This is a genomic window from Vibrio galatheae (assembly GCF_000967545.1).
Taxonomy (GTDB): domain Bacteria; phylum Pseudomonadota; class Gammaproteobacteria; order Enterobacterales; family Vibrionaceae; genus Vibrio; species Vibrio galatheae.
This window is the reverse complement of record NZ_JXXV01000027.1, coordinates 21023-45851: the sequence shown is the minus strand read 5'-3', so window position 1 is coordinate 45851 and position 24829 is coordinate 21023. Positions and strand designations below refer to the sequence as shown.

The window sequence follows — 24829 nt, the reverse complement described above, 5'->3', positions numbered from 1 at the left end:
ACCTTACTGTTTCACTTCCAGAGAGAAGAGATTTAAATTCCAAGACTTACCGCCCTTAACTAAAGTCACCGTATCTGGCTTTATGTGGCTGATCTTATAGCCACCGATTTGTTCACCGACAAGAACAACCTGACCGTCTAACACCGCATGACACTCATTCTGATTATTTTCAATACACACGATGCTTTGCAGTGCAGGCAAAGGTTTACGCTTTACCTTCGCCGCTTCATTCTGCAGCGGTTGCTGCCAACCCAGAGGAGCCGTTGGGTCTTGTGACGCAACGGCGCTGGTGGAAAAAATTAGTAGAAATAGCCAGATTCTAACCACCGATAAACTCCTGTCTTGTTCCGAGTGTGTATACCTCAATCACCAAACGCGCCGTTGGGTATTGTTCGACAGAATAATCAAAGCTGCGCCAGTAGTATTTGGCGGGCAGAGCTTCTAACGACTCCAAATACTCGACGATGGCAAAATAATTTCCTGTCAACTCAAGCCGAACTGGATGGAGGAAATAATTGGATATGTTTTCGTTCGCGTTGCTCATCAGGGGTTCTGCCGCCAGAGATTCCAACGAAACCAAGTGCAATCCTTTGGAGTCAATTAACACTTGCTCTAACAACTCCGCCATCTGACTAGGAGAAACCAAGGTTTCCACAATGGCCGCCAGTTGAGTGGATAACGCCTGACTTTCAATCATTAACTGCTTGAGCTCTTGATTAAGCTCCTGATCGGGATCTTTGTTGAGTTTGGCTGTCATCAGCAAAATATCAGCCTCTAGACGTTGAGTCTCCAGTTTTGCGGTCGAAATACGCTGAGTAGTCGCTTGATTGTGCTCAAAAACGGGCTCAATCAACAGCGTCAGTAAACCGAGAATCGTCACAACAAAGCCACATAAGGTGATTAACCCTTTCTCCCTCAAGCTTAGTTGAACAAATTTTTCACACCACTGCTGCCAGTATTGCTGCATTATTCGTCCTCCTGCTGTGTCTTAAGCTCGAAGGTAATTATGTTTTGGTCATTACGACTAATTTTAAGCTTTTCAAACGTACGGCCAACCAGATTTATCTCACTCTTAAATTGATTGACCCAGTTAGGAATGGCTTTTGCCTCACGTGCTAACCCTTTTAAATCCAAAGTGGTGGCATTGATGGTAATCGAGCTCAAAGAGATATCATTGCGACCTAACTGAGCCAGTGAACGCATTACTCCTGAATAACCCAGTTGCTGAGATTCATCAATATCGTTTAGCGCTTGTAATGAACGACGTTTTGCGGCGACCTCTACTTTCAACCTAGCGACAGCAGCGACTTTTTCTGCTGTTGGTTTGTGCTTAGCCAAACGCTGGGTTAAACGCTCTGCTTGCTGTTTCAACTCAGCCTCTTGCGTCTGATAGCTTTGCAGTTCTTTCTCTAGTTGGGCTTGTTGGTACTTCAACCCGGCAAACCCCAAACCGATAACCACCACACTCAGCAACCAGCCCAGCGCCACATTCTGTAAGGTGAAATACTCTTTTTGGGGCTTTAGTTCATCCGGAAAGAGGTTAATATCAGTTTGGGTTAACTTGTTGGCGCTTGCAGCAAGTAATGCTCCCGACTCCTGACCTTGCTCAGACAAAGCCGACACTTTTACGCTCAAGCTCTCAGCCAGGCTAGCAATCAGCTCTTGTTGTTGCTCTTCATCACAACACACTCGCAGTTGGTGCAGTGATATCCCACGCATTTGCGAAGATAGATAATCAATTGAACGCTGTAATTCTAAAGCAAGGCTATCTAGCTGAAGTGCGCTGCTTGCCACACCGGTTAATGGCGCCATTACGCCGCGAATGGTTCTTTGAAATGCGCACTGAGAATCCGCAAACGCACTAATACGATACTGCCCTTGTTTGCTTCTTTGTAACAAGAGGAAGGTGCTAATCTCATCACCAGCAGAATGGCCCCACACCTCATCCTCAACAAGCACACTGTCCAATTCAATATTCATCGCGTGAAGAGAGGAATAAAGCCCTGTAACGATAGCCCGAGGAACAACATAGACTTGCAGCTTATTATTAACCGAAAGCGGTGAGGAATCAGCGACAATATCCGCGACTTTTTCACTGATCAGATCTTTGACTAAGAAAGGTAGCGCGCTTTTTAGCTCATCTTGCGGAATGTTCGGCTTATCAATTTGAAACGTCTGATAAATATTCGCGTGCAAAACCACCTTAAGCGCGATATTCGTTACCTTGGCATCGCGTAAAGTTTTCAACAAGAGTTCTTGCCAAGGACTACCAGCGATTTGCACCTGAACTGGCAGCGACAAACTTGCAGGGGCAGAGAAAAACAGCGCACTCGGCTGGACAACAACATAGACTTCCGTTGCGGTCTGCTTGCCACGCTTAAGCTTTCCTATCAAAGATTGAATGTTCATTTTTCTACACTTTACGCCATCGATTTCGACTGCCAATTTGTACTTTCTTCTCAGGTTGTCGCCTTTGAGGTTCACGTTTGGCTTGTTTTGCTTTTGGCAACAGTTGCTGTTCTGCAGCCAAATAACGCCCTTGAATGCCATGAACACCCAGCTCTAATATCGTTGTATGTTCTTGTTTGTTATCGACACCCACCGCGATAACCAGAGTATCCAAGCCCGAACATGCTCCTAATAAGCTACGTACGAACAGCTGATTTTCCGGCCGCTGATCGATTTTTTTAATCAGGCTTCGGTGCAGTTTCAAATAACTTACCGGGAACTCTTTAAGATAGTGGGTGCTAACAATAGTACGTCCAGCTTGACCAACGACGACGCTACTCCCCAGCCCACAAATCATTCGGGCAACAGGACGTATATAGTCTAGATGTTTCACCAAGCGAGCTTCAGCAAACTCAAACGACACTCGCGCACGTTGCTCAGTAGTTAATTGCAATAATTCATCGCGAAACCACTTAAAGTAGCTACGCTCGGCAAAAGGTACCACATGTAAGTTTATTGAGTAACTCTTTGATTCATCTGAATCTCTTATATAACGAATAACCGTCTTAATTACCGCTTTATCCAACGTTGCCTCATAGCCGATAGACTCCACCGCAGAGTTAAAACGCGAAGCTTTGATCACGCCTTTGTCAGGATCATGTATGCGGGAGAAAAGCTCAAAATGGTCGATCAATGATTGCTTGTGACTATCTAGCAGGTAGCAAGGCTGCGAGAAGATATAGAGATTGTCTGGTTGAAGGGCCACATCCAAGAGCGTACGCCAACGCACGCTACCACGTTCCTCATCTTGATTAACGTGTTTTTGAAACCGGCTCCAAGTATTGATACCTTGTAGCTGCGCACTTTTTAACGCCGTTTCTGCTTCATCAAGAATGCGTCCTTGGCTCTCTCCCTCTCGATACATACTGACACCAATATGCACCCAATTATCATTTTCTAATGGGGCAGGAGGGTCAAGTTTAGCCAGCTGTTTAAGACAGTGTGCGGCGACATTAGAGACATCTTTATTCGACAGATTTGGAGCAAATATTGCAAAATCGGAACTGTAATAACGCGACAGAATAACATCAGAATAACGCTGTATTACGTTGTTCAGTCCTTCGCCGACACTAATTAGAAATTCATCCGCAACTTGCTTGCCGTGCTCTTCTTCGACTTGCTCCCAGTCGTCAACACGTAATATCAAAATTCCGCCATGAGAACCATGTTCAGATAACGCCGCTTCTAATTTACTGTCAAATAACACTCGATTCGCCGCCCCAGTTAACTGATCGAGGAATGTTTGGCTGCGAATAAAAGTATCAAAACGGCTGCGTTCTTGACGGGCATCTTGTAGCTCTTCAATCAACCGGTCTAATGCGAGGCTGGCGGTGAAAGGCCACTCTTTTTCATCTCCGACAGCGTGTTCTTCGACTCGCCCTGCGAGAATCATTCGCCCTCGCTCTTCAAGCAACTCAGAACCAATGAGTTGTTCTTTAAGCCACTTAAGGCCCCTGACTAAACAAAAAACAATAAACGCCACCGCAAGTGTAATGGACCACAACGCCTGAATGGAGTAACCATAACCTAAGTAGGGAGGAACGGCGTTAAATCGAATTCGATAACCTTGATTTCGTTCGAGTTTGTATTCCTTCTCGTACAGTAGCGCAGCATCGACTTTTGATGAGGTATCTTTAAAACGGTAAATTACCCCATATTCCGACAATAACTCCATTTCAACGATATTTGAGGCTTGAAGCATTTTCGGCATCCACCTTTGCAGCGAATAGGCCGCATCAGGATCTTCCATCTCTTTATCGAGAACATCTACAATTCCTTTAAGAGAGTGATCCAAATACTCTTGGCCAAGACGTTTAAAGGATAGCGTACCTCCTAAAAAAAGGATAAACATAGCACTAATGACAATCATGGTTACAAAAGCAACCAGTCGCGTACTGAGTTTTAAGGTAGGGGTATACCTCATGTATCAAGAGTTCCTTTCTAAACGTGCAATTGGGTTGTGGCGCACAAAAGGTGTTGTGCCCTAAACGACGCCAACTGATAACTTTGTGTTACCTCTAGCGTAATTTCCTCTATTTACTATATAAAAAAGCCGCGACTTGCGCGGCTTTTTTTCAATAACAAACACTTAGAATGGGATGTCGTCATCAAAATCCATTGGTGGCTCATTGTACTGTGGCTGAGCTTGTTGAGGTTGAGATTGCGGCTGTTTCGCAGGTTGATGCTGCATCGCAGGTTGCTGAGGTTGTCCCCATCCACCTTGCTGAGGCTGTTGCTGCCCCATACCACCTTGTGCTGGAGCTCCACCCTGAGCACGGCCACCAAGCATTTGCATCACACCGTTATAACCTTGAACAACCACTTCCGTTGTATAACGCTCTTGACCACTTTGGTCTTGCCACTTGCGAGTTTGAAGTTGGCCTTCTACGTAGACTTGTGAGCCTTTACGCAAATATTCACCAGCCACTTCTGCCAGCTTGCCGAATAGCGCAACACGGTGCCATTCCGTTTTTTCACGCTGTTCACCAGTTGCTTTATCACGCCACGATTCAGACGTCGCGATTGTAATATTGGCTACAGCACTGCCATTTGGCATGTAACGTACTTCTGGGTCTGACCCCAAATTACCGACTAAAATAACTTTGTTAACTCCACGGCTAGCCATTTTTCGCTCCGTCTAACTTTGGTATTGATTAAGAAATAGCGCAATAGGATAACACGCTTTACGCTGGGTACAAATCCCTGTCTCTACAATGTCGACAAACCCCTCTTTACTACATAAAGCAACTCAGAGATTTGGACAAAACTCATACTTTATCAAAACTGAGAAATCAGTTAGTTACTGAATGGCATGAGATAAAACGCAAAGCCCTCAGCTCAATTCGCACATAGCGCCACATTCAGTCACTCTGGTTGAAAACATTATCAACGTCAACCGAGAACAGTATGGCTAAAAATATCTACTCAAGAACACTCTATTTTTTGACCGAAAGAAAGCTCAAAAGCCCAACGATTCAACATATCGAACAACACATGGAAAATGCCATAGCAACCATAGCGCCGAATGAACTCCTACTTGCGCTACACCAGTACAAACATCGAATTCTGGTCATTGATTTTCAAGAATATAGCCAATTACAAGCCGTGATTAACAAGCTACCAATTGCAGACAAAACTTTTGAAACCATTGTTTTTAACGTGTCTCACCGTTTGACTACCGATGAGCTACTCGCTTTTGGTCATCTCAAAGGCTTATTCTATCAAGATGCGACAATTGACAACTTGGTGAAAGGTTGTGAAGCCATTATTAATGGAGAGAATTGGTTACCCAGAAAGGTGACTTCACAGCTACTTTTTCATTATCGTCACGTGGTTGATACCCACACTACACCCGCAACCGTTGATTTGACTACTCGCGAGCTGCAAATCTTGCGCTGCTTGATGTCGGGTTCTTCCAACATACAAATTGCTGATGATATGTTTATTAGCGAGTTTACTGTGAAGTCTCATCTGCAAAAGATATTCAAAAAATTAAGCGTCAAAAACCGGGTGCAAGCAGCCGCATGGGCGAAGCAACATATGCATCCGTATTGCTGAAGATTGTTCTGTAGCTCTGTTATTAATTACACCTGATGCGAGTTAATCAACAAGTAACAGTATTTATGCTACAGTTGCGCCAATATGATACTCAGTATTTAAAGGATTGATCATGATTAAGAAATGCCTGTTTCCAGCCGCAGGTTACGGTACTCGTTTTTTGCCTGCGACCAAATCAATGCCAAAAGAGATGATGCCAGTGGTGAACAAACCTCTTATTGAGTATGGCGTTGAGGAGGCGATTCAAGCGGGCATGAATGGCATGTGCATTGTTACTGGCCGTGGTAAGCACTCGATCATGGATCACTTTGATAAGAACTACGAACTAGAACATCAAATCAGCGGGACCAACAAAGAAGAGCTCCTAGTCGATATCCGCGACATTATCGATAGTGCAAACTTCACCTACATCCGTCAACGTGAAATGAAAGGCTTAGGGCACGCAATTTTAACTGGCCGAGAGTTGGTTGGTGACGAACCTTTCGCTGTCGTACTTGCCGATGACCTATGTGTTAACGAACAAGAGGGCGTGTTGGCACAGATGGTGGCGCTATTCAAACAGTTCCGCTGCTCAATTGTCGCAGTGCAAGAAGTACCAGAGGAAGAGACGCATAAATATGGCGTAATATCTGGGGAAATGATCAAAGACGATATTTTCCGTGTCGATGACATGGTAGAAAAGCCAGAGCCAGGCACTGCTCCAAGTAACCTCGCCATTATTGGCCGCTATATTCTGACGCCTGATATTTTTGAGCTAATCGAAAACACCGAACCAGGCAAAGGCGGAGAAGTTCAAATCACTGACGCTCTCCTCAAGCAGGCAAAATCAGGCTGTGTTCTCGCCTACAAATTCAAAGGTCAGCGTTTCGACTGTGGTAGTGTCGAAGGATATATTGAAGCAACTAACTACTGCTTTGAAAACCTCTATCTTAAAGATACCAAAAAGTCAGAGTTGGATAAGCACATGACGACCAAAGAGAATCTTTAGTTTTCACCCCACGTACTACTCGCGACCAGGCAGCTCTAAAGGCTGCCTTGCTACTGTTTTTTTATCCAGTATTCCTTTGCACATTTCTCACACTATGTAATACTTAGCCCACTTGTTTTTACCTTGAGTGTTGAGAATGGATCAGATAGAAATCCGTGGTGCCCGCACCCATAACCTGAAAAATATTAACTTAACCATACCTCGCGATAAATTGATCGTCATTACAGGTCTATCTGGCTCTGGAAAATCGTCACTTGCTTTTGACACTTTGTACGCAGAAGGTCAACGCCGTTACGTAGAATCATTGTCCGCTTATGCACGCCAATTTCTATCGTTAATGGAAAAGCCCGATGTTGACCATATTGAAGGTTTATCCCCAGCTATTTCTATCGAGCAAAAATCGACCTCTCACAATCCTCGCTCTACCGTGGGCACCATAACCGAAGTTTATGACTATCTAAGACTATTATACGCTCGTGTTGGTGAGCCTCGCTGCCCGGAGCATAAAGTTCCGCTTACAGCGCAAACCGTATCGCAAATGGTCGACAAAGTGCTTGAACTACCAGAGGGAGCAAAAATGATGCTCCTTGCGCCTATCGTTAAAGAGCGTAAAGGCGAACACGTCAAGACGCTTGAAAATCTCGCAGCACAAGGGTTTATCCGTGCACGTATTGATGGCGAGACATGCGATCTGTCCGATCCTCCGTCCCTTGAGCTACATAAAAAACATACTATTGAAGTGGTTGTAGATCGTTTCAAAGTCCGCAATGATCTCCAGCAACGTCTAGCGGAATCATTTGAGACAGCACTAGAGTTGTCAGGTGGCATTACTGTCGTTGCCCCAATGGATGGCTCTGGGGACGAAATTGTTTTCTCTGCTAACTTCGCCTGCCCACATTGTGGCTACAGCATGCAAGAACTTGAGCCTCGACTTTTCTCATTTAATAACCCTGCGGGCGCCTGTCACACCTGTGACGGCCTTGGCGTTCAGCAATATTTCGACCCTGCTCGAGTCATAGTGGATGAATCTCTTAGTTTGGCACAAGGTGCTATTCGTGGTTGGGACCAAAAAAACTACTACTACTTCCAGATGTTGTCCTCGCTCGCCAAACACTACGATTTTGATCTGCACGCGCCATTTGACTCATTACCGAAAAAAATTCGTGACGTTATTTTAACTGGCTCAGGACGAACTGAAGTTGAATTTAACTACATTAATGATCGTGGTGATATTCGGGTTAAACGCCATCCATTTGAAGGCATCCTCAATACCCTAGAGCGCCGCTATCGTGATACGGAGTCCAATGCTGTTCGTGAAGATTTAGCCAAATACATCTCAACCAAGACCTGTTCGAGCTGTGACGGCAGTCGCCTGCGTTTAGAAGCGCGCAATGTCTTTATTGGTGATACAACCTTGCCTGAAATTGTCGAACTGAGTATTGCTGACGCTTTGGGTTTCTTCGCCTCTTTACAGCTTGAAGGACAACGCGCCCAAATTGCTGAAAAGGTGATGAAAGAGATCAACGATCGCCTGCAGTTCTTAGTCAACGTTGGCTTAAATTATCTCAATCTGTCTCGTAGTGCTGAAACACTTTCAGGCGGTGAAGCGCAACGAATCCGCTTAGCCAGCCAAATAGGGGCAGGCCTGGTTGGCGTGATGTATGTGCTTGATGAGCCATCCATTGGTTTGCACCAGCGCGATAATGAACGATTGCTCAAAACCCTTACTCATCTGCGCGACCTTGGCAATACCGTCTTAGTGGTTGAGCATGACGAAGACGCGATCCGCATTGCCGATCACGTGATTGACATCGGACCCGGCGCTGGAGTTCATGGTGGTAATGTCGTTGCAGAAGGGACAATGGCCGAGATAATCGCTAATCCTAATTCTTTGACTGGCCAGTACCTCAGCGGTAAAAAAGAGATAGCGATACCAAGTACTCGAACGCCGAAAGACAAAAAGAAAGTGGTTGAGCTAATTGGCGCGTCAGGCAACAACCTAAAAGACGTCACGCTCGAAATTCCTGTCGGATTATTTAGCTGTATTACCGGCGTGTCAGGCTCAGGTAAATCAACCTTAATTAACGATACTTTCTTTAAGATAGCGCACACCCAACTTAACGGTGCAACCACAGCTGTGCCTGCACCTTATAAGAAAATCAAAGGACTAGAGCACTTTGACAAAGTCATCGATATTGACCAGAGTCCGATTGGTCGCACACCGCGTTCAAACCCAGCGACCTATACAGGTATTTTTACGCCAATACGCGAACTGTTTGCGGGTACACAAGAGTCGCGTTCACGAGGCTACAAGCCTGGACGTTTCAGCTTCAATGTCCGCGGCGGTCGATGTGAAGCTTGTCAGGGTGATGGCGTTATCAAAGTAGAGATGCATTTTTTACCCGATGTTTATGTTCCATGTGATGTCTGTAAAGGTAAGCGCTATAACCGTGAAACGTTGGAAGTACGTTACAAAGGCAAAACCATTGATGAAGTCCTTGAGATGACGGTAGAAGATGCACGTGAGTATTTTGCGCCGGTTCCTGTCATCGCACGTAAACTACAAACATTGATCGATGTTGGTTTGTCATACATACGCTTAGGCCAAGCCGCCACGACCTTGTCAGGAGGGGAAGCGCAACGAGTCAAACTTGCACGTGAACTGTCTAAACGCGATACAGGTAAAACCTTGTATATTTTGGACGAGCCAACCACTGGCTTGCATTTCCACGACATTCAACAACTGCTGACAGTACTGCATCGCCTGCGTGATCATGGTAATACTGTGGTTGTGATTGAGCATAATTTGGATGTCATCAAAACGGCAGACTGGATCGTAGACCTAGGCCCCGAAGGGGGGCAAGGTGGCGGAGAAATCGTCGCGCAAGGAACGCCAGAGGAAGTATCACTGGTAGACGGTTCTCACACTGCCCGATTCCTCAAGCCTATGTTAAAGTAGCGATTATTAGTAGGATTTACAGACCAGTATCGATTCACTGGTCTGTATTTTTGAGGTATCTCGATTTATGGCGACTACGCATGTAGCAGGGACAGAGCTTGAAATTAAGGCGCCAAAGATCCCTTTAACCAGACCTTTCATTGTGTCAGTAGGCATAGTATTTTTGCTGGCAATGCACTTTTTCATGCCTAATCCGGGCGGTGCAGGTCTGGCGCTAGCTTTTAACTCAACAACTTGGCTCACAATTAGTTTTGCCCTCGCGTTAGGTCTTTATCAATTAGCGAGTTATCAGGCGCTGAGATACAACAAACTCACTATTGGCTTGTTCATCTGCTGTATCATGCTTACCTTGCCAGTGTTGTATACCGGTTCAGATCTCGAACTCTCGCAAGGAAGGCTGACAGGGTTATGGGCAGGATATAGTCTATTTGTTGTACTGCAGCAGTTTCGCTTTAGCAATAAACAGCGGCAACGTCTGCTGTGGTTTATTACGATTGCCGTGTTTATCGAAGCCCTTTTGGGTTGGGTGCAATACCTATTGTTAGAACCCGGTAACCCTTTTGGCTACAACACTGAGGCGAACCGTCCTTACGGAATATTTCAACAACCTAATGTCATGGCGAGCTTTCTAGCCACAGGGCTTGCGCTGTCGGGGTATTTACTTACTCGACATCCAACCAAGTACCAACGTAAGTTCAGTGAAGTGGCATTGCTCTATTTAATGCCATTAGCGACAGTACCACTAATTGTCGTGCTCGCATCGCGCACAGGTTGGCTTAGCGCTATTCTATCGACCTTATTGCTGGTTCCGTATGTATTCAGATTTGCGACCAAAAAACGCTTTATTGGTTGGACAATAGCAATTTTCGTCGGCGTCGGTATTGGCTTGGTGACACCTTATATCGCCGGAGGCCAAAGCTCACTGGTTGAGCAAAAAGCGAATCTAGACAGCCCGCGAAAATACACTTTCCCTCAAGCTATCGACATGTTGATCGAGAAGCCATTTACTGGCTATGGCTATGGGCGTTTTGAGCCCGAATACATGGTCTATACCGCCAGACAACATCAGCTCAATGAGAATTACAAACCGGGCCTTGCTGCCATGGACCACCCACATAATGAGCTATTGTATTGGGGAGTCGAAGGCGGTCTGCTACCATTAGTCGCGATCATCCTCGCCGCCTTGTTCGTCCTCGCTCGGCTCTATCAAGCTAAAAAAGGCACACGACTGGCGATGTTCGCTCTATTTGTGCCAATCGTATTACACAGTCAGTTAGAGTATCCTTTCTATCACTCGGCGATTCACTGGATAGCCTTTATCATTTTACTCTATTGGGTGGATCAGCGAGCCAGCAGCTACCGCCAAGCTCCGTTCAGTGTTATCTCAAAAACCGCATTGCGTGTACTTAGTTTAGTTCTGCCGATAATCACCAGTTTCTACATGCTGACTACCCTGCATACCAACTACATCCTAACTCAGTTTGAGCGCTCACAGCCGAAAGAACCTGAGCTACTTAATCAGGTGTCGAACCCTGTGGTGTGGAAAGACAGGTATGACTGGGATATCTACAGTACCTACTTAAATATCGGTTTGTACACGCAAGATGCGCAATATATACAGCCCTATGTGGATTGGTCACTTAAGGTCATTAAAGACAAACCGCGACCTGCATTTTATAACAATCTCATTTTGGCCTACCAAGGCTTGGGCGACAGCGTCAAAGCTGCGCAAATTCGCAGTGAAGCTCAATTCCTCTTCCCCGAAAGAGACTTTTCTCAAGTCCAATATATCGCGCCTAATGTAGATGCTTTGAAGGCCGATAGTGACAAACAGCACAATTAAATAAGGCGACCCAGTCAGGTCGCCTTGCTCTTAAATTCAGATGATGAGTGCACTACTGAGTTAAAGACTCTTCGAGTGCTCTTAGACAAAGCGCGACATTCTCTACCCGCGCTCCATAGCCCATTAAACCGATTCGCCATGCTTTACCCGCTAGAGCGCCAAGACCTGCACCAATTTCTAAATTGTACGTGTCTAGCAAATGCGATCTTACTTTCGCTTCATCAATGCCTTGAGGAACATAAATAGCGTTAAGTTGAGGTAGACGAGATTGTTGTTCTACGACAAACTCAAAACCTAGCTTTTCAAGCCCTTGCTTAAGTTTTTCGTGCATATCACGATGACGTTGCCACGCTTTTTCCAGCCCCTCATTTTTTAGGATGAGTAACGATTCATGCAGCGCATATAAGCTGTTAACAGGCGCTGTATGGTGGTAGCTACGCTTGCCATCACCGCTCCAATAACCCAATACTAGGCTTTGGTCTAAAAACCAACTTTGTACCGGAGTGGTACGTGACTGAATTTTCTCGATAGCGGCAGGTGAAAATGTCACAGGAGACAGTCCAGGTACACAAGAAAGACATTTTTGACTACCAGAATAGACCGCATCGAGCTGCCATTCATCAACTTTAAGCGGCACGCCACCCAATGAAGTTACCGCATCAACAATACTTAATACACCATATTGCTTAGCGAGTTTACCGAGTGCTTGTGCATCACTGCATGCGCCTGTTGACGTTTCCGCATGCACAAAAGCGAGTATTTTTGCATCGGGATGATCTTTGAGTGCCTGCTCAACTTTATCGATTGAGACGGGCATGCCCCACTCATCATCAACGACTTCAGCCACCCCGCCTGCACGCACAACGTTTTCACGCATACGTTCGCCAAACACACCATTGCGACACACAATGACTTTTTCTCCCGGTTCAATCAGGTTAACAAAACAGGTTTCCATACCTGCGCTTCCTGGCGCTGAGACGGCAATGGTAAATTCATTTTCAGTCTGAAAGGCGTACTTCAGCAGCGATTTCAATTCATCCATCATAGCAACAAACAATGGATCCAGATGCCCAACCGTAGGTCGGCTTAGCGCTTGTAACACTTGCGGAGAAATATCCGATGGCCCAGGCCCCATCAAAATTCGGTGTGGGGGAATAAAACTTTGAATCGTCATTGGCAGCTCCTTTGAAATATTATTATGCGTTGTTCTTTACTTCCTTAATTCACCTTAATCGAATTCTTTATCATCAGCAATTCGCCCAAAGTATTGAGGTCTAACCACTGTCACAAGTTTGTTAATTTTAAATCAAGAGAAGTGGCAAATACTGATTGACATAGCTCACAGAAACACGTTCAATGCGGATACGTGGTGAATATTTATGCCACATAGCAAATTATTTGCAGAAGAGGAGCACTGCCCAGGTAGGTGTGTTGTGGAGCCACAAATCCAATACAACATATTTAGGGGGAGCAGTGCCGAGGTAGATCTAGAGTGTCGGTTTAGATCTGTCGGTTGCTAGGGTTGAATCCCTACAACTGTCATCAGCCCAGTCTGATGATGAGCTTCTGAGGAAAGTCATACATAAAAAGACCCCCCTCTCTTTCGCTCAACACTCCTCATCAAAGCAAACGGATATTGGTATTACTACCAAATGTTTTTATTTTAGGAAGTCGTGGGAGAAAAGCTGTGAGCAGTTTTAATGTAGCCAAATTTGGTGGAACAAGTGTCGCTAACTTTGAGGCGATGAGCCGCTGTGCTGCAATCATTGAAAACAATCCAAACACCAAACTTGTCGTAAGCAGTGCCTGTTCTGGCGTTACTAACCTCTTGGTTGAACTAGCAAACGGTGTGCAAGACCAAGTCCGTCGTAGTGAACTTCTCACTCAACTGGCGCAAATTCATGACTCAGTACTTGAGCAACTTGAAGATGCAACTCAAGCTGCTAGTGATGTATACGAAATCTTAGATACGGTCACCAGCCTGGCAGAAGCGGCTTCCATCCAAGCGAGTAAAAAGCTTACTGACCATTTGGTCGCATGCGGCGAGCTGATGTCGACTCACTTATTAACACAGCTAATGAAAGAGCGCGGTATCAATGCAGCGCGTTTTGATATTCGCGATATACTGCGCACCGACAGTAATTTCGGTAGAGCAGAACCAGAACTAGAACAAATCAAAGCGTTAGCGAAACAGTCGCTAGTCCCACTATGCCAAGACTTCGTTGTTGTCACTCAGGGTTTTATCGGTTCTGACGCGGAAGGGAACACGACAACGTTAGGTCGTGGCGGAAGCGACTACAGCGCAGCCTTGATCGCCGAAGCGGTTGAAGCATCTGGACTAGAAATTTGGACAGACGTGCCAGGGATATACACCACAGATCCACGCATCGCACAGAAAGCGTCGCCAATTGCAGAAATCAGTTTTAGCGAAGCGTCTGAAATGGCCAATTTTGGCGCTAAGATTTTGCACCCTTCTACGCTTATTCCTGCACTACGCCATGACATTCCGGTTTTTGTCGGCTCTTCTAAAGAACCGGAAAAAGGTGGCACATGGATTCGTCATCAAGTGGAAAGTTCACCGCTGTTTCGCGCCTTAGCTTTACGCTGCAACCAAACCATGGTTACGCTACGCAGCGCAAAAATGTTCCATGCATACGGCTTCCTAGCCAAAGTGTTCGAAATTCTAGCCAAGCACAAAATTTCAGTCGATTTGATTACTACCTCAGAGATCAGTGTCTCTCTCACCCTAGATCAAACCGATACCTCAGGCGGTGCGCCGCAATTACCGGCCGAAGCTCGCGCTGAATTGGAAGAGCTATGTTCGGTAGAGGTTGAACACAACCTCTGCTTAGTAGCACTCATTGGTAATAACATGAGTGGTAGCAAGGGTTACGCTAAACAAGTGTTCAGTACTTTAGAAGACTTTAACTTACGCATGATCTGCTATGGTGCAAGCCCACATAACCTCTGTTTCTTAGTCAATGAGTCAGTAGCTAAACAAGCGATTCAAAAACTCCACACTGAATTGTTTGAGAAATAGGCTCTGCCAAAAATTAAGGGTTGGCTTACTAAGCCAACCCTTTATCAATCGGTGGAGCGCTTACCAAAGCGTATGCCTTATTCCCCAGCGACCTTCATAGATTCCAATAGAATAGAACCCGTTTGGATTTGCGAGCGAGTTTCAACATCATTGCCCACGGCAACGATCTGGTTAAACATCTCTTTTAAGTTACTAGCGATGGTAATTTCTGACACAGGGAACTGAATTTCACCATTCTCAACCCAGAAACCTGCTGCGCCGCGAGAGTAATCACCAGTGACGATATTAACCCCTTGGCCCATCACTTCAGTCACAAGTAGGCCAGTGCCCAGCTCTTTCAGCATCTGTTCGAAGTTTTGACCTGTCGATTTCACAAACCAGTTGTGGATGCCACCAGCATGACCGGTTGGCGTCATATCCATCTTACGCGCGGCATAACTAGTCAACAGATACGTCGCCAATACGCCATCGGTAATGATTTCTCTGTCTTGGGTAAACACCCCTTCACTATCAAACGGGCTCGAAGCAAGACCGCGCAGTACATGTGGGCGTTCAGAGACATTAAACCAATCTGGTAGAACTTGATTACCAAGCTGATCGAGCAAGAATGAAGACTTACGATAAAGATTACCACCACTGATCGCCATCACTAAATGACCAAGCAGTCCTGTAGCCACATCAGCAGCAAACATCACTGGGTATTTGCCCGTTTTAAGCTTCTGCGCGTCAAGTCGGCTAACGGTTTTCTCTGCCGCCTTCAGACCGACAGTTTCTGGCGTCCAAAGTTCGTCTTTATGTCGCGCAACTGTATAACTGTAGTCACGCTCCATTTCGCCATTGTTGCCCTGACCGATCACACAACAGCTAGTACTATGACGACTAGACGCATAACTCGCCAACAAGCCATGACTGTTACCATAGACTTTCAAACCGTAATGGCTATCGTAACTCGCACCATCACTCTGTTTAATCTTATCGCTGTAAGCAAGCGCTTGTTGCTCAGCGGCAATCGCGACCTGCGCGGCATAATCAGGATCGGGCGTATCAGGATGGAACAGATCAAGATCAGGGATATTTTGCACCATCAGCTCTTTAGGTGCGGGGCCTGCAAATGGATCTTCAGAGGTATACTGAGCAATATCAAGCGCGGCTAGCACGGTTTGCTCAATCGCCTTATCACTAAGATCAGAAGTCGAAGCACTGCCTTTACGTTGATTACGATAAACCGTAATCCCCAATGCGCCATCACTGTTGAACTCAACGTTTTCTACTTCGCACATACGAGTAGAAACACTTAAGCCTGTCGTTTTACTGATCGCGACTTCCGCGGCATCAGACTTTGCTGCTGCCATCTCTAACGCTTTGGCCACTGCCGCTTCTAACTCAACGCGTTGTTGAGCAACTTGCTGTCTTACGTCCATATTTTCTTTATTCTTAAGATCAATTGTCTTTAGGATAACAAGAATTTCGCTTTCTCCCCACGATTCTTGTTAAAATAGAGAAATAGGTGTTCAAATTAAGGCAGAAAAATGGCACGTAAGAATCAAAAAGCGCCATGGGAAGAAGAGGAAGAGATCATCTGGGTAAGCAAAACCGAGATGAAACGCGATATGGAAGAGCTGCAAAAGCTAGGCGAAGAGCTTGTTAGCCTTAAGCCTTCTGTGTTGGAAAAATTCCCGCTCAGTGACGATCTCGCGGAAGCGATTAAAGATGCTCAACGTTTTAAAAATGAAGCGCGTCGACGCCAACTTCAATATATTGGTAAGTTGATGCGCTTTGAAGATCCAGAGCCACTCCAAGCGGCATTGGATAAGGTGCGCAACAAACACTCTCAAGCAACAGCGGCACTGCACAAAATTGAACAATTGCGCGACCGTGCCGTAGAAGAAGGCGATAGTGCTATCGACGATATCATGGAGCTTTATCCAGCAGCAGATCGCCAGCGCTTACGTCAGCTTGCACGTCAGGCCGCAAAAGAGAAAAAATCAGGCAAGCCTGCCAAGGCGTCGCGTGAAATTTTCCAAATTCTCAAGGCTTTAAACGAAGAAGAAATCTAGCGAGAAGCGAGAAGCGAGAAGCGAGAAGCGAGAAGCGAGAAGCGAGAAGCGAGAAAGTTATAAGGGTTGATGTGAGAGCATCAACCCTTTGTTTTTTTTCTTCAAATAACGGAGTGTGTGAAAAGTTGAAAATCCTGATCACGCTCAAGCAGATGGAGACTCTCCCGCTCGAACAAAGTCACTTAAGGCTTGGTTTTCATGCTTTGATGACAACATCTCTATACTGTCTGCCACTTCAACCTGCCCATTGGCGACAAAGATAAAATCTGACGCAATCGAATTGGCATCGCTTATATGGTGCGTCACCATCACGACCGTTATTTCCCTTTCACTGGCAAGAGACTTGACCAAGTTCAACATCTCTTCACGCAAAATAGGATCAAGCGCAGAAAATGGCTCGTCGAGAAGCCAAATACGATGCGGTTGAACAAAACAGCGTGCTAGGGCAACCCTTTGACGCTGGCCTCCCGAAAGCTGCTCGGGCAAACGGTTGAGATACGCCTCTATACCCACCTGCTGAGCGGCATACTCAACCATTTTTTGTTGCTCTAAGGTCAATTTCAAGCTTGGATCTAACCCCAGACTAATGTTCTGGCGAACGGTTAAATGAGCAAATAAATTATGCTCTTGGAACAAGATAGCAAACGGTCGTTGATAAGGTGCTTGACCAAGGATATTTTGCCCATTAACTTCAATTCGTCCTCGCGCAGGCTCAATAAAACCAGCAATAAGCGCTAACAGAGTCGATTTACCAGCGCCACTCGGCCCCATCAATGCGACTATCGACCGAGGTCTGATAGTCGCATCAAAGTGAAACAATTCATCATGGTAGTAGTAGTCAACATCACTTAAGGTCAGCATGGTGCCCCTTAGAATTAGCATTTAACAAGGTTTCAATCAGCGTGAAGCAACCGATGCTGAGCAATAGTAGGGTAACGGAGACAACGGCCGCCGACTCCATTTGATAGCTGCCGAGCAATTGAAACAGATACAAGGGTAAGGTGCGAAATTCTTGACTGCCAAACAGAGCAATCGCACTTAGATCGCCAATGGCAAACATAAAACTAATGGCAAATGCATGCGCGATGGGCTTTTTCAACGCCTTCCACTCAACAACTTTAAATCGATTCCAGCCTTTGATACCTAAACTGGCGCACAAATATTGGTATTGCTGCTCAACATGTAACATTGGCTGAGCAAGGGTCTTAATCACATAAGGTAAGCCCATTAAAGCGTTAACGACAACGACGACCACAAAGGCTAGGCTGAATACATCAGTAAAAGAGAGCAGCAAGAGAAACAACCCTGTTGAGATGACTAATCCCGGTGTGACTAAGATAATAGTGCCGATTAGCTCAATATGATCCGCTTTTCGCGTTTGAGCATTGAGTCGCCAGCGACGACTGGTGATTAAGATGCTGACACCCGTAACAACAGCAATCGCACTCGCCATAGTGGCCACTTTGATCGATGCCGATAATGCCTGCCAAAAGCGACTGTCGCTGAACACATCGAGGGCTTGTAAATTGATGCCACTTACCATCACCATCAATAGTGGCGGGATGACGAGCAAAATTGATCCAGTGATCCATCCCCAATCCCAACATTTGGAAGCGATACTGTCTCTAACCAAATAGCTCGTCGTCGCCTGAGAACCCGACGCTACCGACATTGGCTTGGCGAGACGCTGGATTGCCAACGCCATCGTGCCACACAAAAGCATTTGCCAGATTGCGAGCAGTGCTCCTGCTTGTAAATCGAAATCAAACTTAATCGCTTGGTAAATTGCCAGTTCAATCGTGGTTGACTTGGGGCCACCGCCTAGCGCCATTACAGTGGCAAAGCTAGTGAAGCAGAGCATAAAGACTAAACCAGTCACATGAGGTAATTGCTGACGAAGCCTGGGCCACTCAACCCAACGAAACTTATCCCAGTGCCCCATACCAAGGTGCGCGCACAACTTGTGCTGTTCTTGCGGGATAGCTTCAAGCGATTGGAGTAACAATCGAGTCGCATAGGGTAAGTTAAAGAACACGTGGGCAATGAGTATTCCGTTTAAACCATAGATCGAAAATGGCAACTTGCTATCTAGATAGTTAAACAACTGGGCAACCAATCCGCTATTGCCGTAAATCGCCAACAGGCCAAATACTCCGACAAGGACAGGCAAAACCAAGGTCGTCGCAAACAGCTTCAGCAATAAGGATTTACCGATAAACTGACGCCGAGACAGAGCATGGGCGACAGGAAGCGCGAAACCAACGCTGAGCAATGCTGAGAGAAAAGATTGGTAGAAGCTGAACTTGGTTACATGCTGATAATAGGGATCGTTCCATATCTGACCAACTGCCAGCGAAGGAGCGTTGATAATCAGAGCACCAAGAGTACAAACGACAAAGGTCGCGATACCAATCGCGACCCATAAGCCTATTTTGGGCGTACTATGCAAAAGATTGTCCTAGAAAGTAAGCGCATTTTGCCATTCACGAATCCAAAGCTTGCGGTTATCGGCAATGTCATCAGGGCTAAACGCCAACGCTTTAGTAGGTACCGTCAATGTTTCATAACCTTGCGGTAAGGCAATATCTGTCACTGGGTACATCCAGTTGCCCGTTGGCATGGCAGATTGGAACTCATCACTAAGGATAAAACTCATAAACTCATCGGCCAATGCTTGATTGGCAGACGACTTAACTTTTGCCGCTACTTCGACTTGAGTGTAGTGACCTTCAGCAAAGTCAGCAGCAGCGTATTTACTGTCGCTTTCTGCGATCAAGTGATAGACCGGAGAAGTGGTATAAGACAGAACTAAATCCGACTCTCCTTCTAAGAACATAGAGTAGGCTTCAGACCAGCCTTTGGTCACGGTGACCGTTTTCTTAGCCAGGTTTTGCCACGCATTTACTGCCTGATCGCCATAAACTGACTTCATCCATAGCATCAAACCTTGGCCTGGAGTAGACGTACGTGGATCTTGATAGATCACTTTAAGATCGTCACGAGACTCCACCAGCTCTTTCAAGCTTTTCGGTGGATTAACCAGCTTTTCTTTGTTGTAAACAAAAGCGAAATAACCAAAGTCATACGGAACAAACGTATTGTCGCTCCAACCATTAGGCAAACTGACTTTGCTGGTATCAACGCTATGCTTGGCTAACAAGCCAGTTTTTTTCGCTTCAGCCATCAGATTGTTGTCTAAGCCAAGCACGATATCGGCTTTAGTGTTTTCCCCTTCCAAACGCAGACGATTAAGAATTGAGACACCATCATCAAGTGCGACAAAGTTAAGCTCGCAGCCACATTGGGCTTCGAATGCTTTTTCTACGCTAGGACCCGGCCCCCAGTCAGCAGCAAAAGAGTCATAGGTATATACAGTCAGAGTTTTTTCTGCAGCTATAGCAGAAAATGAAGATAGAATGGCAATTGCTAAGGTACTAGCCGAAAGGGTGTTTAGAGTGTTTTTCACTGCTCGCTCTCTCCATGTGTGAGCGGCACAGGGTTGAGAAACGGACCAAAAATCCAAACTCAATTCCTACGCCAGCATTATCTGGTTCAGGTACACGGGTCCCGAGCAAGGCTCGATCTCAGCAATCGCTAACAATAAGTCAGATTAATAGCTCCCCGATGAGTAACACTCAAATTGTAATATTATTGAAATCCAATAGCCATCCCCAAATATAGACACATTCGTCATTCGCATGCTGCGTCATATATGGCGAGAGTCATAACCCCAGCGCGGCACTAGTCCCTGTTCAACACCAAGGTGATCAAGAATACGCGCCACCATAAAGTCGACCAAATCTTCGATGGATTGAGGTTGATGATAAAACCCAGGTGCGGCGGGCATGATAGTCACTCCCATCTGTGACAACTTATGCATGTTCTCTAAATGGAGCGTTGAAAAGGGCGTTTCACGCACCACAAGCACTAACTGACCACGTTCTTTCATCACGACATCTGCAGCGCGTTCAATCAAGTTATCAGACATTCCGTGGGCAATCGCGGCGACACTTCCGGCAGAGCAAGGGCACACAACCATCTGCTTCGGCGCGGCAGACCCTGAAGCGACAGGAGAAAACCAGTCATCTTTACCACATACCACCAGCTTATCTGGATCACAATTGAGCTGTGCAACCAAAGCTTGCTTGGCCGCATCTGGGTTCGCGGGCAATTTAAGACCATGCTCAGTAGCGAGAACAACCCGCGCGGCAGATGAGATAAGAAGATAGACTTGATACTCAGCGACCAGCAGGCATTCTAGCAAACGCAAACCGTAAGGCGCACCTGAAGCGCCGGTAAAGGCTAAGGTAATGGCTTTCTGTTGTTTACTCATAATCAATAACTACACTATTGGGCTAGCTTTGCCAGCAGCTTATCGTGAATACCTTCAAAACCGCCGTTACTCATGACTAATATGTGGTCACCAGAGCTGACGTTGGCAACGATATCATCCACCAACTGATCAACACGATTCGCGGTTTGGGCATGCTGCTGGCACTGAGCAGCAATCTCTTCAACAGACCAGTCAATCGACTCTGGCTGATAGAGGAACACAGCATCTGCAGCTTGCAAGGCTGCCGCTAGCGTATTTTTGTGCACACCGCGCTTCATAGTGGCACTGCGAGGTTCAAGTACCGCTATGATTCTGTCATTGCCGACCTTATTACGCAAACCACCTAAGGTCAGTTCAATTGCCGTTGGGTGATGGGCAAAATCATCGTAAACGGTGACGCCATTCACCTCACCTTTTAATTCTAGGCGACGCTTGGTATTGATAAATTTCGCCAGCGACTGACACGCGAGATCAGGTGTCACACCAACGTGACGTGCCGCCGCTATCGCCATCAAAGCATTATCAACATTATGATCACCAACGAGATCCCAGTTAACGGTACCAATGAGCTCACCTTGGAATAGCACTTTGAACTGCGAGCCATCAATTTGGATTTTCTCGGCCTGCCAATCGCCGTTTTCACCACTAAACTCCATTTCGCTCCAGCAACCGCGCTCAAGAACATCTTGCAGCGCTGCATCTTGCTTAGGAGCAAACAGTCGACCATTCCCCGGAACGGTGCGGACTAAGTGGTGGAATTGACGCTTAATCGCTTCAAGGTCATCAAAAATATCCGCGTGGTCAAACTCTAAATTATTCATTACCAGTGTGCGAGGGTGGTAGTGAACGAACTTAGAACGTTTGTCAAAAAAAGCACTGTCATATTCATCAGCTTCAACAACAAAAAACATACTTTCACCGAGACGGGCTGAAATACCGAAGTTACCGAGCACCCCCCCAACCAGAAATCCTGGTTGATAGCCGCAGTCTTCCAATATCCAAGCTAACATACTTGATGTTGTTGTTTTTCCGTGAGTTCCCGCAACAGCCAGCACCCAACGGTCATGCAGTAAAAACTCTTGCAACCATTGCGGGCCGGAGGTGTAGCGTAAATTGCTATTGAGTACGTATTCGACGCAAGGGTTGCCGCGACTCATGGCGTTACCAATCACGACTAGATCAGGTGCCGGATCCAATTGTTTAGGATCAAAGCCTTCTATGATTTCAATACCTTGAGACTCTAAAAGAGTGCTCATTGGTGGATAAACGTTGGCATCACTGCCTGTGACTTTATGCCCCAATTGACGCGCTAACACTGCTGCGCCACCCATGAAGGTGCCACAAATCCCCAAAATATGAATATGCATAGAAAAGCCTTGTTCTAAGCGGAAAATATCTGCTCATTATGGCGACAATGCATTAAAAAGCGAACACATTTAGCCGCAGATAACCACTTCACAGTTCAGTTGATGACGCTTTGTCCATCTACGTCATCACACACCTATGAAAACTGTTGAAAATTTACTAAAAAGTTTGAGATCTAAGACAGTTAGTTCATTACCAATAAAAAGTTCTTACTTTTACACTTAGCTCGGGCAGCAATGAAAGATCCGTTAGAGACCATGCCGCCCATTCCCCCTATCTATGAGCGACTTTTTAAAGGAAAAACCATGTCTGGAATGCGCACCCTTGGCGAGTTCATTGTTGAAAAACAAGCGGACTTCCCCCACGCTAGCGGTGATCTATCATCCCTACTTTCTTCAATTCGCCTTGCTGCAAAAATCGTTAACCGTGAAATCAACGCTGCCGGTTTAGGTGATATAACTGGTGCCGTAGGCACCGCAAACGTTCAAGGCGAAGATCAGCAAAAACTTGATGTATACGCCAATGAGAAGTTTAAGGCCGCTCTTGAAGCCCGCGACCAAGTGTGCGGTGTTGCCAGTGAAGAAGAAGATGAAGCAGTAGCGTTTAACAAAGAACTGAACAAAAACGCAAAGTACGTCGTGTTGATGGATCCACTGGATGGTTCATCAAACATTGATGTCAACGTTTCGGTCGGTACCATTTTTTCTATCTACCGCCGTGTATCTCCGATTGGTACACCACCAACAGAAGAAGATTTCCTGCAGCCGGGCCACAAGCAAGTGGCTGCTGGGTATGTCATTTACGGCTCTTCAACCATGCTGGTTTACACCACAGGTAATGGCGTCAATGGTTTTACCTATGATCCTTCACTTGGCACCTTCTGCTTATCTCATGAGAATATGATGATTCCTGAAGATGGCAGCATCTACTCAATCAACGAAGGGAACTACATTCGCTTCCCGGTGGGCGTGAAAAAATACATTAAATATTGCCAAGAAAATGCACCAAGCGATCATCGCCCATACACATCACGTTATATTGGTTCGTTAGTCGCAGACTTCCATCGCAACTTGCTAAAAGGTGGTATCTATCTCTATCCAAGCACACAAAGTCACCCAAACGGCAAGTTGCGCTTACTTTACGAATGCAACCCAATGGCGTACATCATTGAACAAGCTGGCGGTGTAGCCTCTGACGGTGTGCAACGCATTATGGATATTAAACCGACAGAATTACACCAGCGTGTACCTTTCTTTGTCGGCTCAAAAAATATGGTCAAAAAAGTCGAAGAGTTTTTAGAACTGAATAGCGAAGAGAACTAATCGAGATCGGTAGAAGTAAAAAAGAGTCGCGAATACGCGACTCTTTTATTATATAGACCCTGCGGTGGAGCTTCTGCCAGAGTTGTAATCTTGCTGAAAGAATGGATCCAACCTATCACATATGCCTAAATACGGCTTACCTGTCACACCAAGCATGTAAGCGTTTTGTGAGCAATAGGTTGCGCGCCCCTGCTCATAACCATTTGAGTATGCAAGGTAAAGTTGTGAATTCAACACACCATCATCATCGAGTTTCGTTAACTTCTGCTCAGATTGTTTTAACAAGCCTTGCTCTGCGCGCAGCTTTCCATAATCTAACCAGTCACCTTCGACACTACTCGTAGGAGGTGGCATCGATGTGCACCCAGCTAACAACAAACTCATTAGTGCCAGTTTAGTTTTCATCGCTTTCTCCTTAGTCACTTCACTCTATTGCTCGAGCAAAGCGTACCCTCTAAGTATTACACCTTTTGACACCAATCGCCTGAAGATATCAACACATCAAGTTGGTTGCTCTGTTGATATACATACATCCAAGCGGGTCCAAATGGTGTTTCAACCTGCTCTCTGCGATAAGTTACGGGAACATCTTCCAATAAATCAAGTTGCTGCAACGTATGCTCATCGACTTGATAGACTTCACCATAAATAACGCTGTGTCCTTCTATTACGGCTGGATAAGCGCCAAGATCATAAAGAGCATAAATAGGCGGGGTAGCATGGTTACCAAGCCACTGCGATTGTTCGAGTAAATAATGGTTCACCTGACCGTAGCGAAGCGTCCCGTAGACAAAAACTAATTGCTGCATCGCATCGACTCCTTTCGATGTGTAGGTTTATTGCATTGATCGTTTAG

Annotated in this window: 21 protein-coding genes and 2 riboswitches; of the genes, 7 read left to right on the top strand and 14 right to left on the bottom strand. The window is 45.9% G+C overall.

The genetic code is table 11. The annotated features are described in order from the left end of the window. Positions 1–3: 3 nt before the first annotated feature. From TW81_RS15245 to TW81_RS15225, 5 genes are all read right to left on the bottom strand, one after another. Entirely contained in the window at positions 4–327 is a 324-nt protein-coding gene (locus TW81_RS15245) for a hypothetical protein (protein ID WP_045956593.1), read from the bottom strand. Further along, complete coding sequence (locus TW81_RS15240) at positions 320–967, bottom strand: type II secretion system protein M (protein WP_045956592.1); 648 nt, start codon at positions 965–967, stop codon at positions 320–322. The genes TW81_RS15245 and TW81_RS15240 overlap by 8 nt, the downstream gene beginning before the upstream one ends. Beyond that, positions 967–2409 carry a coiled-coil domain-containing protein gene (locus TW81_RS15235; RefSeq protein WP_045956591.1) on the bottom strand — a complete coding sequence of 481 codons (1443 nt, stop codon included), beginning with the start codon at positions 2407–2409 and terminating at the stop codon, positions 967–969. Before TW81_RS15235 ends, TW81_RS15240 begins: the two co-directional genes overlap by 1 nt. Positions 2410–2413: 4 nt before the next feature. Then, complete coding sequence (gene csrD / locus TW81_RS15230; RefSeq protein WP_045956590.1) at positions 2414–4432, bottom strand: RNase E specificity factor CsrD; 2019 nt, start codon at positions 4430–4432, stop codon at positions 2414–2416. 165 nt (positions 4433–4597) lie between these two features. Then, positions 4598–5134 (bottom strand): single-stranded DNA-binding protein, encoded by a 537-nt coding sequence (locus TW81_RS15225; RefSeq protein ID WP_045956589.1) that lies wholly within the window; start codon positions 5132–5134, stop codon positions 4598–4600. A 281-nt stretch (positions 5135–5415) separates the two neighbouring features. On the opposite strand from TW81_RS15225, the gene TW81_RS15220 reads away from it, so the two are divergent. From TW81_RS15220 to TW81_RS15205, 4 genes are all read left to right on the top strand, one after another. Beyond that, positions 5416–6066, top strand: a complete 651-nt coding sequence (locus TW81_RS15220; protein ID WP_045956588.1) for a response regulator transcription factor — start codon at positions 5416–5418, stop codon at positions 6064–6066. 112 nt (positions 6067–6178) lie between these two features. Then, the gene (gene galU, locus TW81_RS15215) at positions 6179–7054 is read left to right on the top strand and encodes a UTP--glucose-1-phosphate uridylyltransferase GalU (protein ID WP_045956587.1); all 876 of its coding nucleotides are present in this window, start codon (positions 6179–6181) and stop codon (positions 7052–7054) included. Positions 7055–7190: 136 nt separating this feature from the next. Continuing rightward, positions 7191–10013 carry an excinuclease ABC subunit UvrA gene (uvrA, locus tag TW81_RS15210; protein ID WP_045956586.1) on the top strand — a complete coding sequence of 941 codons (2823 nt, stop codon included), beginning with the start codon at positions 7191–7193 and terminating at the stop codon, positions 10011–10013. Between the two features lie 67 nt (positions 10014–10080). Then, a complete protein-coding gene (locus TW81_RS15205) occupies positions 10081–11856 on the top strand; it encodes a PglL family O-oligosaccharyltransferase (protein WP_045956585.1) in 1776 nt (591 codons plus the stop codon). 52 nt (positions 11857–11908) lie between these two features. Here the strand turns inward: TW81_RS15205 and TW81_RS15200 are convergent, their stop codons facing one another. Continuing rightward, positions 11909–13030, bottom strand: coding sequence for a pyridoxal-phosphate-dependent aminotransferase family protein (locus TW81_RS15200; protein WP_045956584.1), 1122 nt, complete (start codon positions 13028–13030; stop codon positions 11909–11911). A 222-nt stretch (positions 13031–13252) separates the two neighbouring features. After that, positions 13253–13430, top strand: a riboswitch (Lysine riboswitch). A gap of 113 nt (positions 13431–13543) precedes the next feature. Between TW81_RS15200 and lysC the strand changes: the two genes are divergently transcribed. Beyond that, positions 13544–14896 carry a lysine-sensitive aspartokinase 3 gene (gene lysC / locus TW81_RS15195; RefSeq protein WP_045956583.1) on the top strand — a complete coding sequence of 451 codons (1353 nt, stop codon included), beginning with the start codon at positions 13544–13546 and terminating at the stop codon, positions 14894–14896. Between the two features lie 77 nt (positions 14897–14973). On the opposite strand, the gene pmbA is transcribed toward lysC, so the two are convergent. Further along, positions 14974–16317 (bottom strand): metalloprotease PmbA, encoded by a 1344-nt coding sequence (pmbA, locus tag TW81_RS15190; RefSeq protein WP_045956582.1) that lies wholly within the window; start codon positions 16315–16317, stop codon positions 14974–14976. Positions 16318–16425: 108 nt separating this feature from the next. On the opposite strand from pmbA, the gene yjgA reads away from it, so the two are divergent. After that, the gene (gene yjgA / locus TW81_RS15185; RefSeq protein ID WP_045956581.1) at positions 16426–16953 is read left to right on the top strand and encodes a ribosome biogenesis factor YjgA; all 528 of its coding nucleotides are present in this window, start codon (positions 16426–16428) and stop codon (positions 16951–16953) included. 144 nt (positions 16954–17097) lie between these two features. On the opposite strand, the gene thiQ is transcribed toward yjgA, so the two are convergent. The 5 genes from thiQ to mpl all read right to left on the bottom strand — a co-directional run bounded on the left by thiQ (position 17098) and on the right by mpl (position 22653). Then, positions 17098–17814 (bottom strand): thiamine ABC transporter ATP-binding protein, encoded by a 717-nt coding sequence (thiQ, locus tag TW81_RS15180; protein WP_045956580.1) that lies wholly within the window; start codon positions 17812–17814, stop codon positions 17098–17100. After that, positions 17798–19402 (bottom strand): thiamine/thiamine pyrophosphate ABC transporter permease ThiP, encoded by a 1605-nt coding sequence (gene thiP, locus TW81_RS15175; RefSeq protein ID WP_045956579.1) that lies wholly within the window; start codon positions 19400–19402, stop codon positions 17798–17800. Before thiP ends, thiQ begins: the two co-directional genes overlap by 17 nt. Positions 19403–19411: 9 nt before the next feature. Next, entirely contained in the window at positions 19412–20419 is a 1008-nt protein-coding gene (gene thiB, locus TW81_RS15170) for a thiamine ABC transporter substrate binding subunit (protein ID WP_045956578.1), read from the bottom strand. A 46-nt stretch (positions 20420–20465) separates the two neighbouring features. Then, a riboswitch (TPP riboswitch) is annotated at positions 20466–20587 on the bottom strand. Positions 20588–20659: 72 nt separating this feature from the next. Continuing rightward, positions 20660–21286: a flavin prenyltransferase UbiX gene (locus TW81_RS15165; protein WP_045956577.1), complete on the bottom strand. Its 627-nt coding sequence runs from the start codon at positions 21284–21286 to the stop codon at positions 20660–20662. A 14-nt stretch (positions 21287–21300) separates the two neighbouring features. Next, the gene (gene mpl, locus TW81_RS15160) at positions 21301–22653 is read right to left on the bottom strand and encodes a UDP-N-acetylmuramate:L-alanyl-gamma-D-glutamyl-meso-diaminopimelate ligase (RefSeq protein WP_045956576.1); all 1353 of its coding nucleotides are present in this window, start codon (positions 22651–22653) and stop codon (positions 21301–21303) included. Between the two features lie 303 nt (positions 22654–22956). Between mpl and fbp the strand changes: the two genes are divergently transcribed. Further along, positions 22957–23973, top strand: coding sequence for a class 1 fructose-bisphosphatase (fbp, locus tag TW81_RS15155; RefSeq protein ID WP_045956575.1), 1017 nt, complete (start codon positions 22957–22959; stop codon positions 23971–23973). A gap of 48 nt (positions 23974–24021) precedes the next feature. Here the strand turns inward: fbp and TW81_RS15150 are convergent, their stop codons facing one another. Continuing rightward, on the bottom strand, positions 24022–24378 hold the full coding sequence (locus TW81_RS15150; protein ID WP_045956574.1) for a DUF2799 domain-containing protein: 357 nt from the start codon (positions 24376–24378) through the stop codon (positions 24022–24024). A 56-nt stretch (positions 24379–24434) separates the two neighbouring features. Next, entirely contained in the window at positions 24435–24782 is a 348-nt protein-coding gene (locus tag TW81_RS15145) for a gamma-glutamylcyclotransferase family protein (protein WP_045956573.1), read from the bottom strand. Positions 24783–24829: the final 47 nt, after the last annotated feature.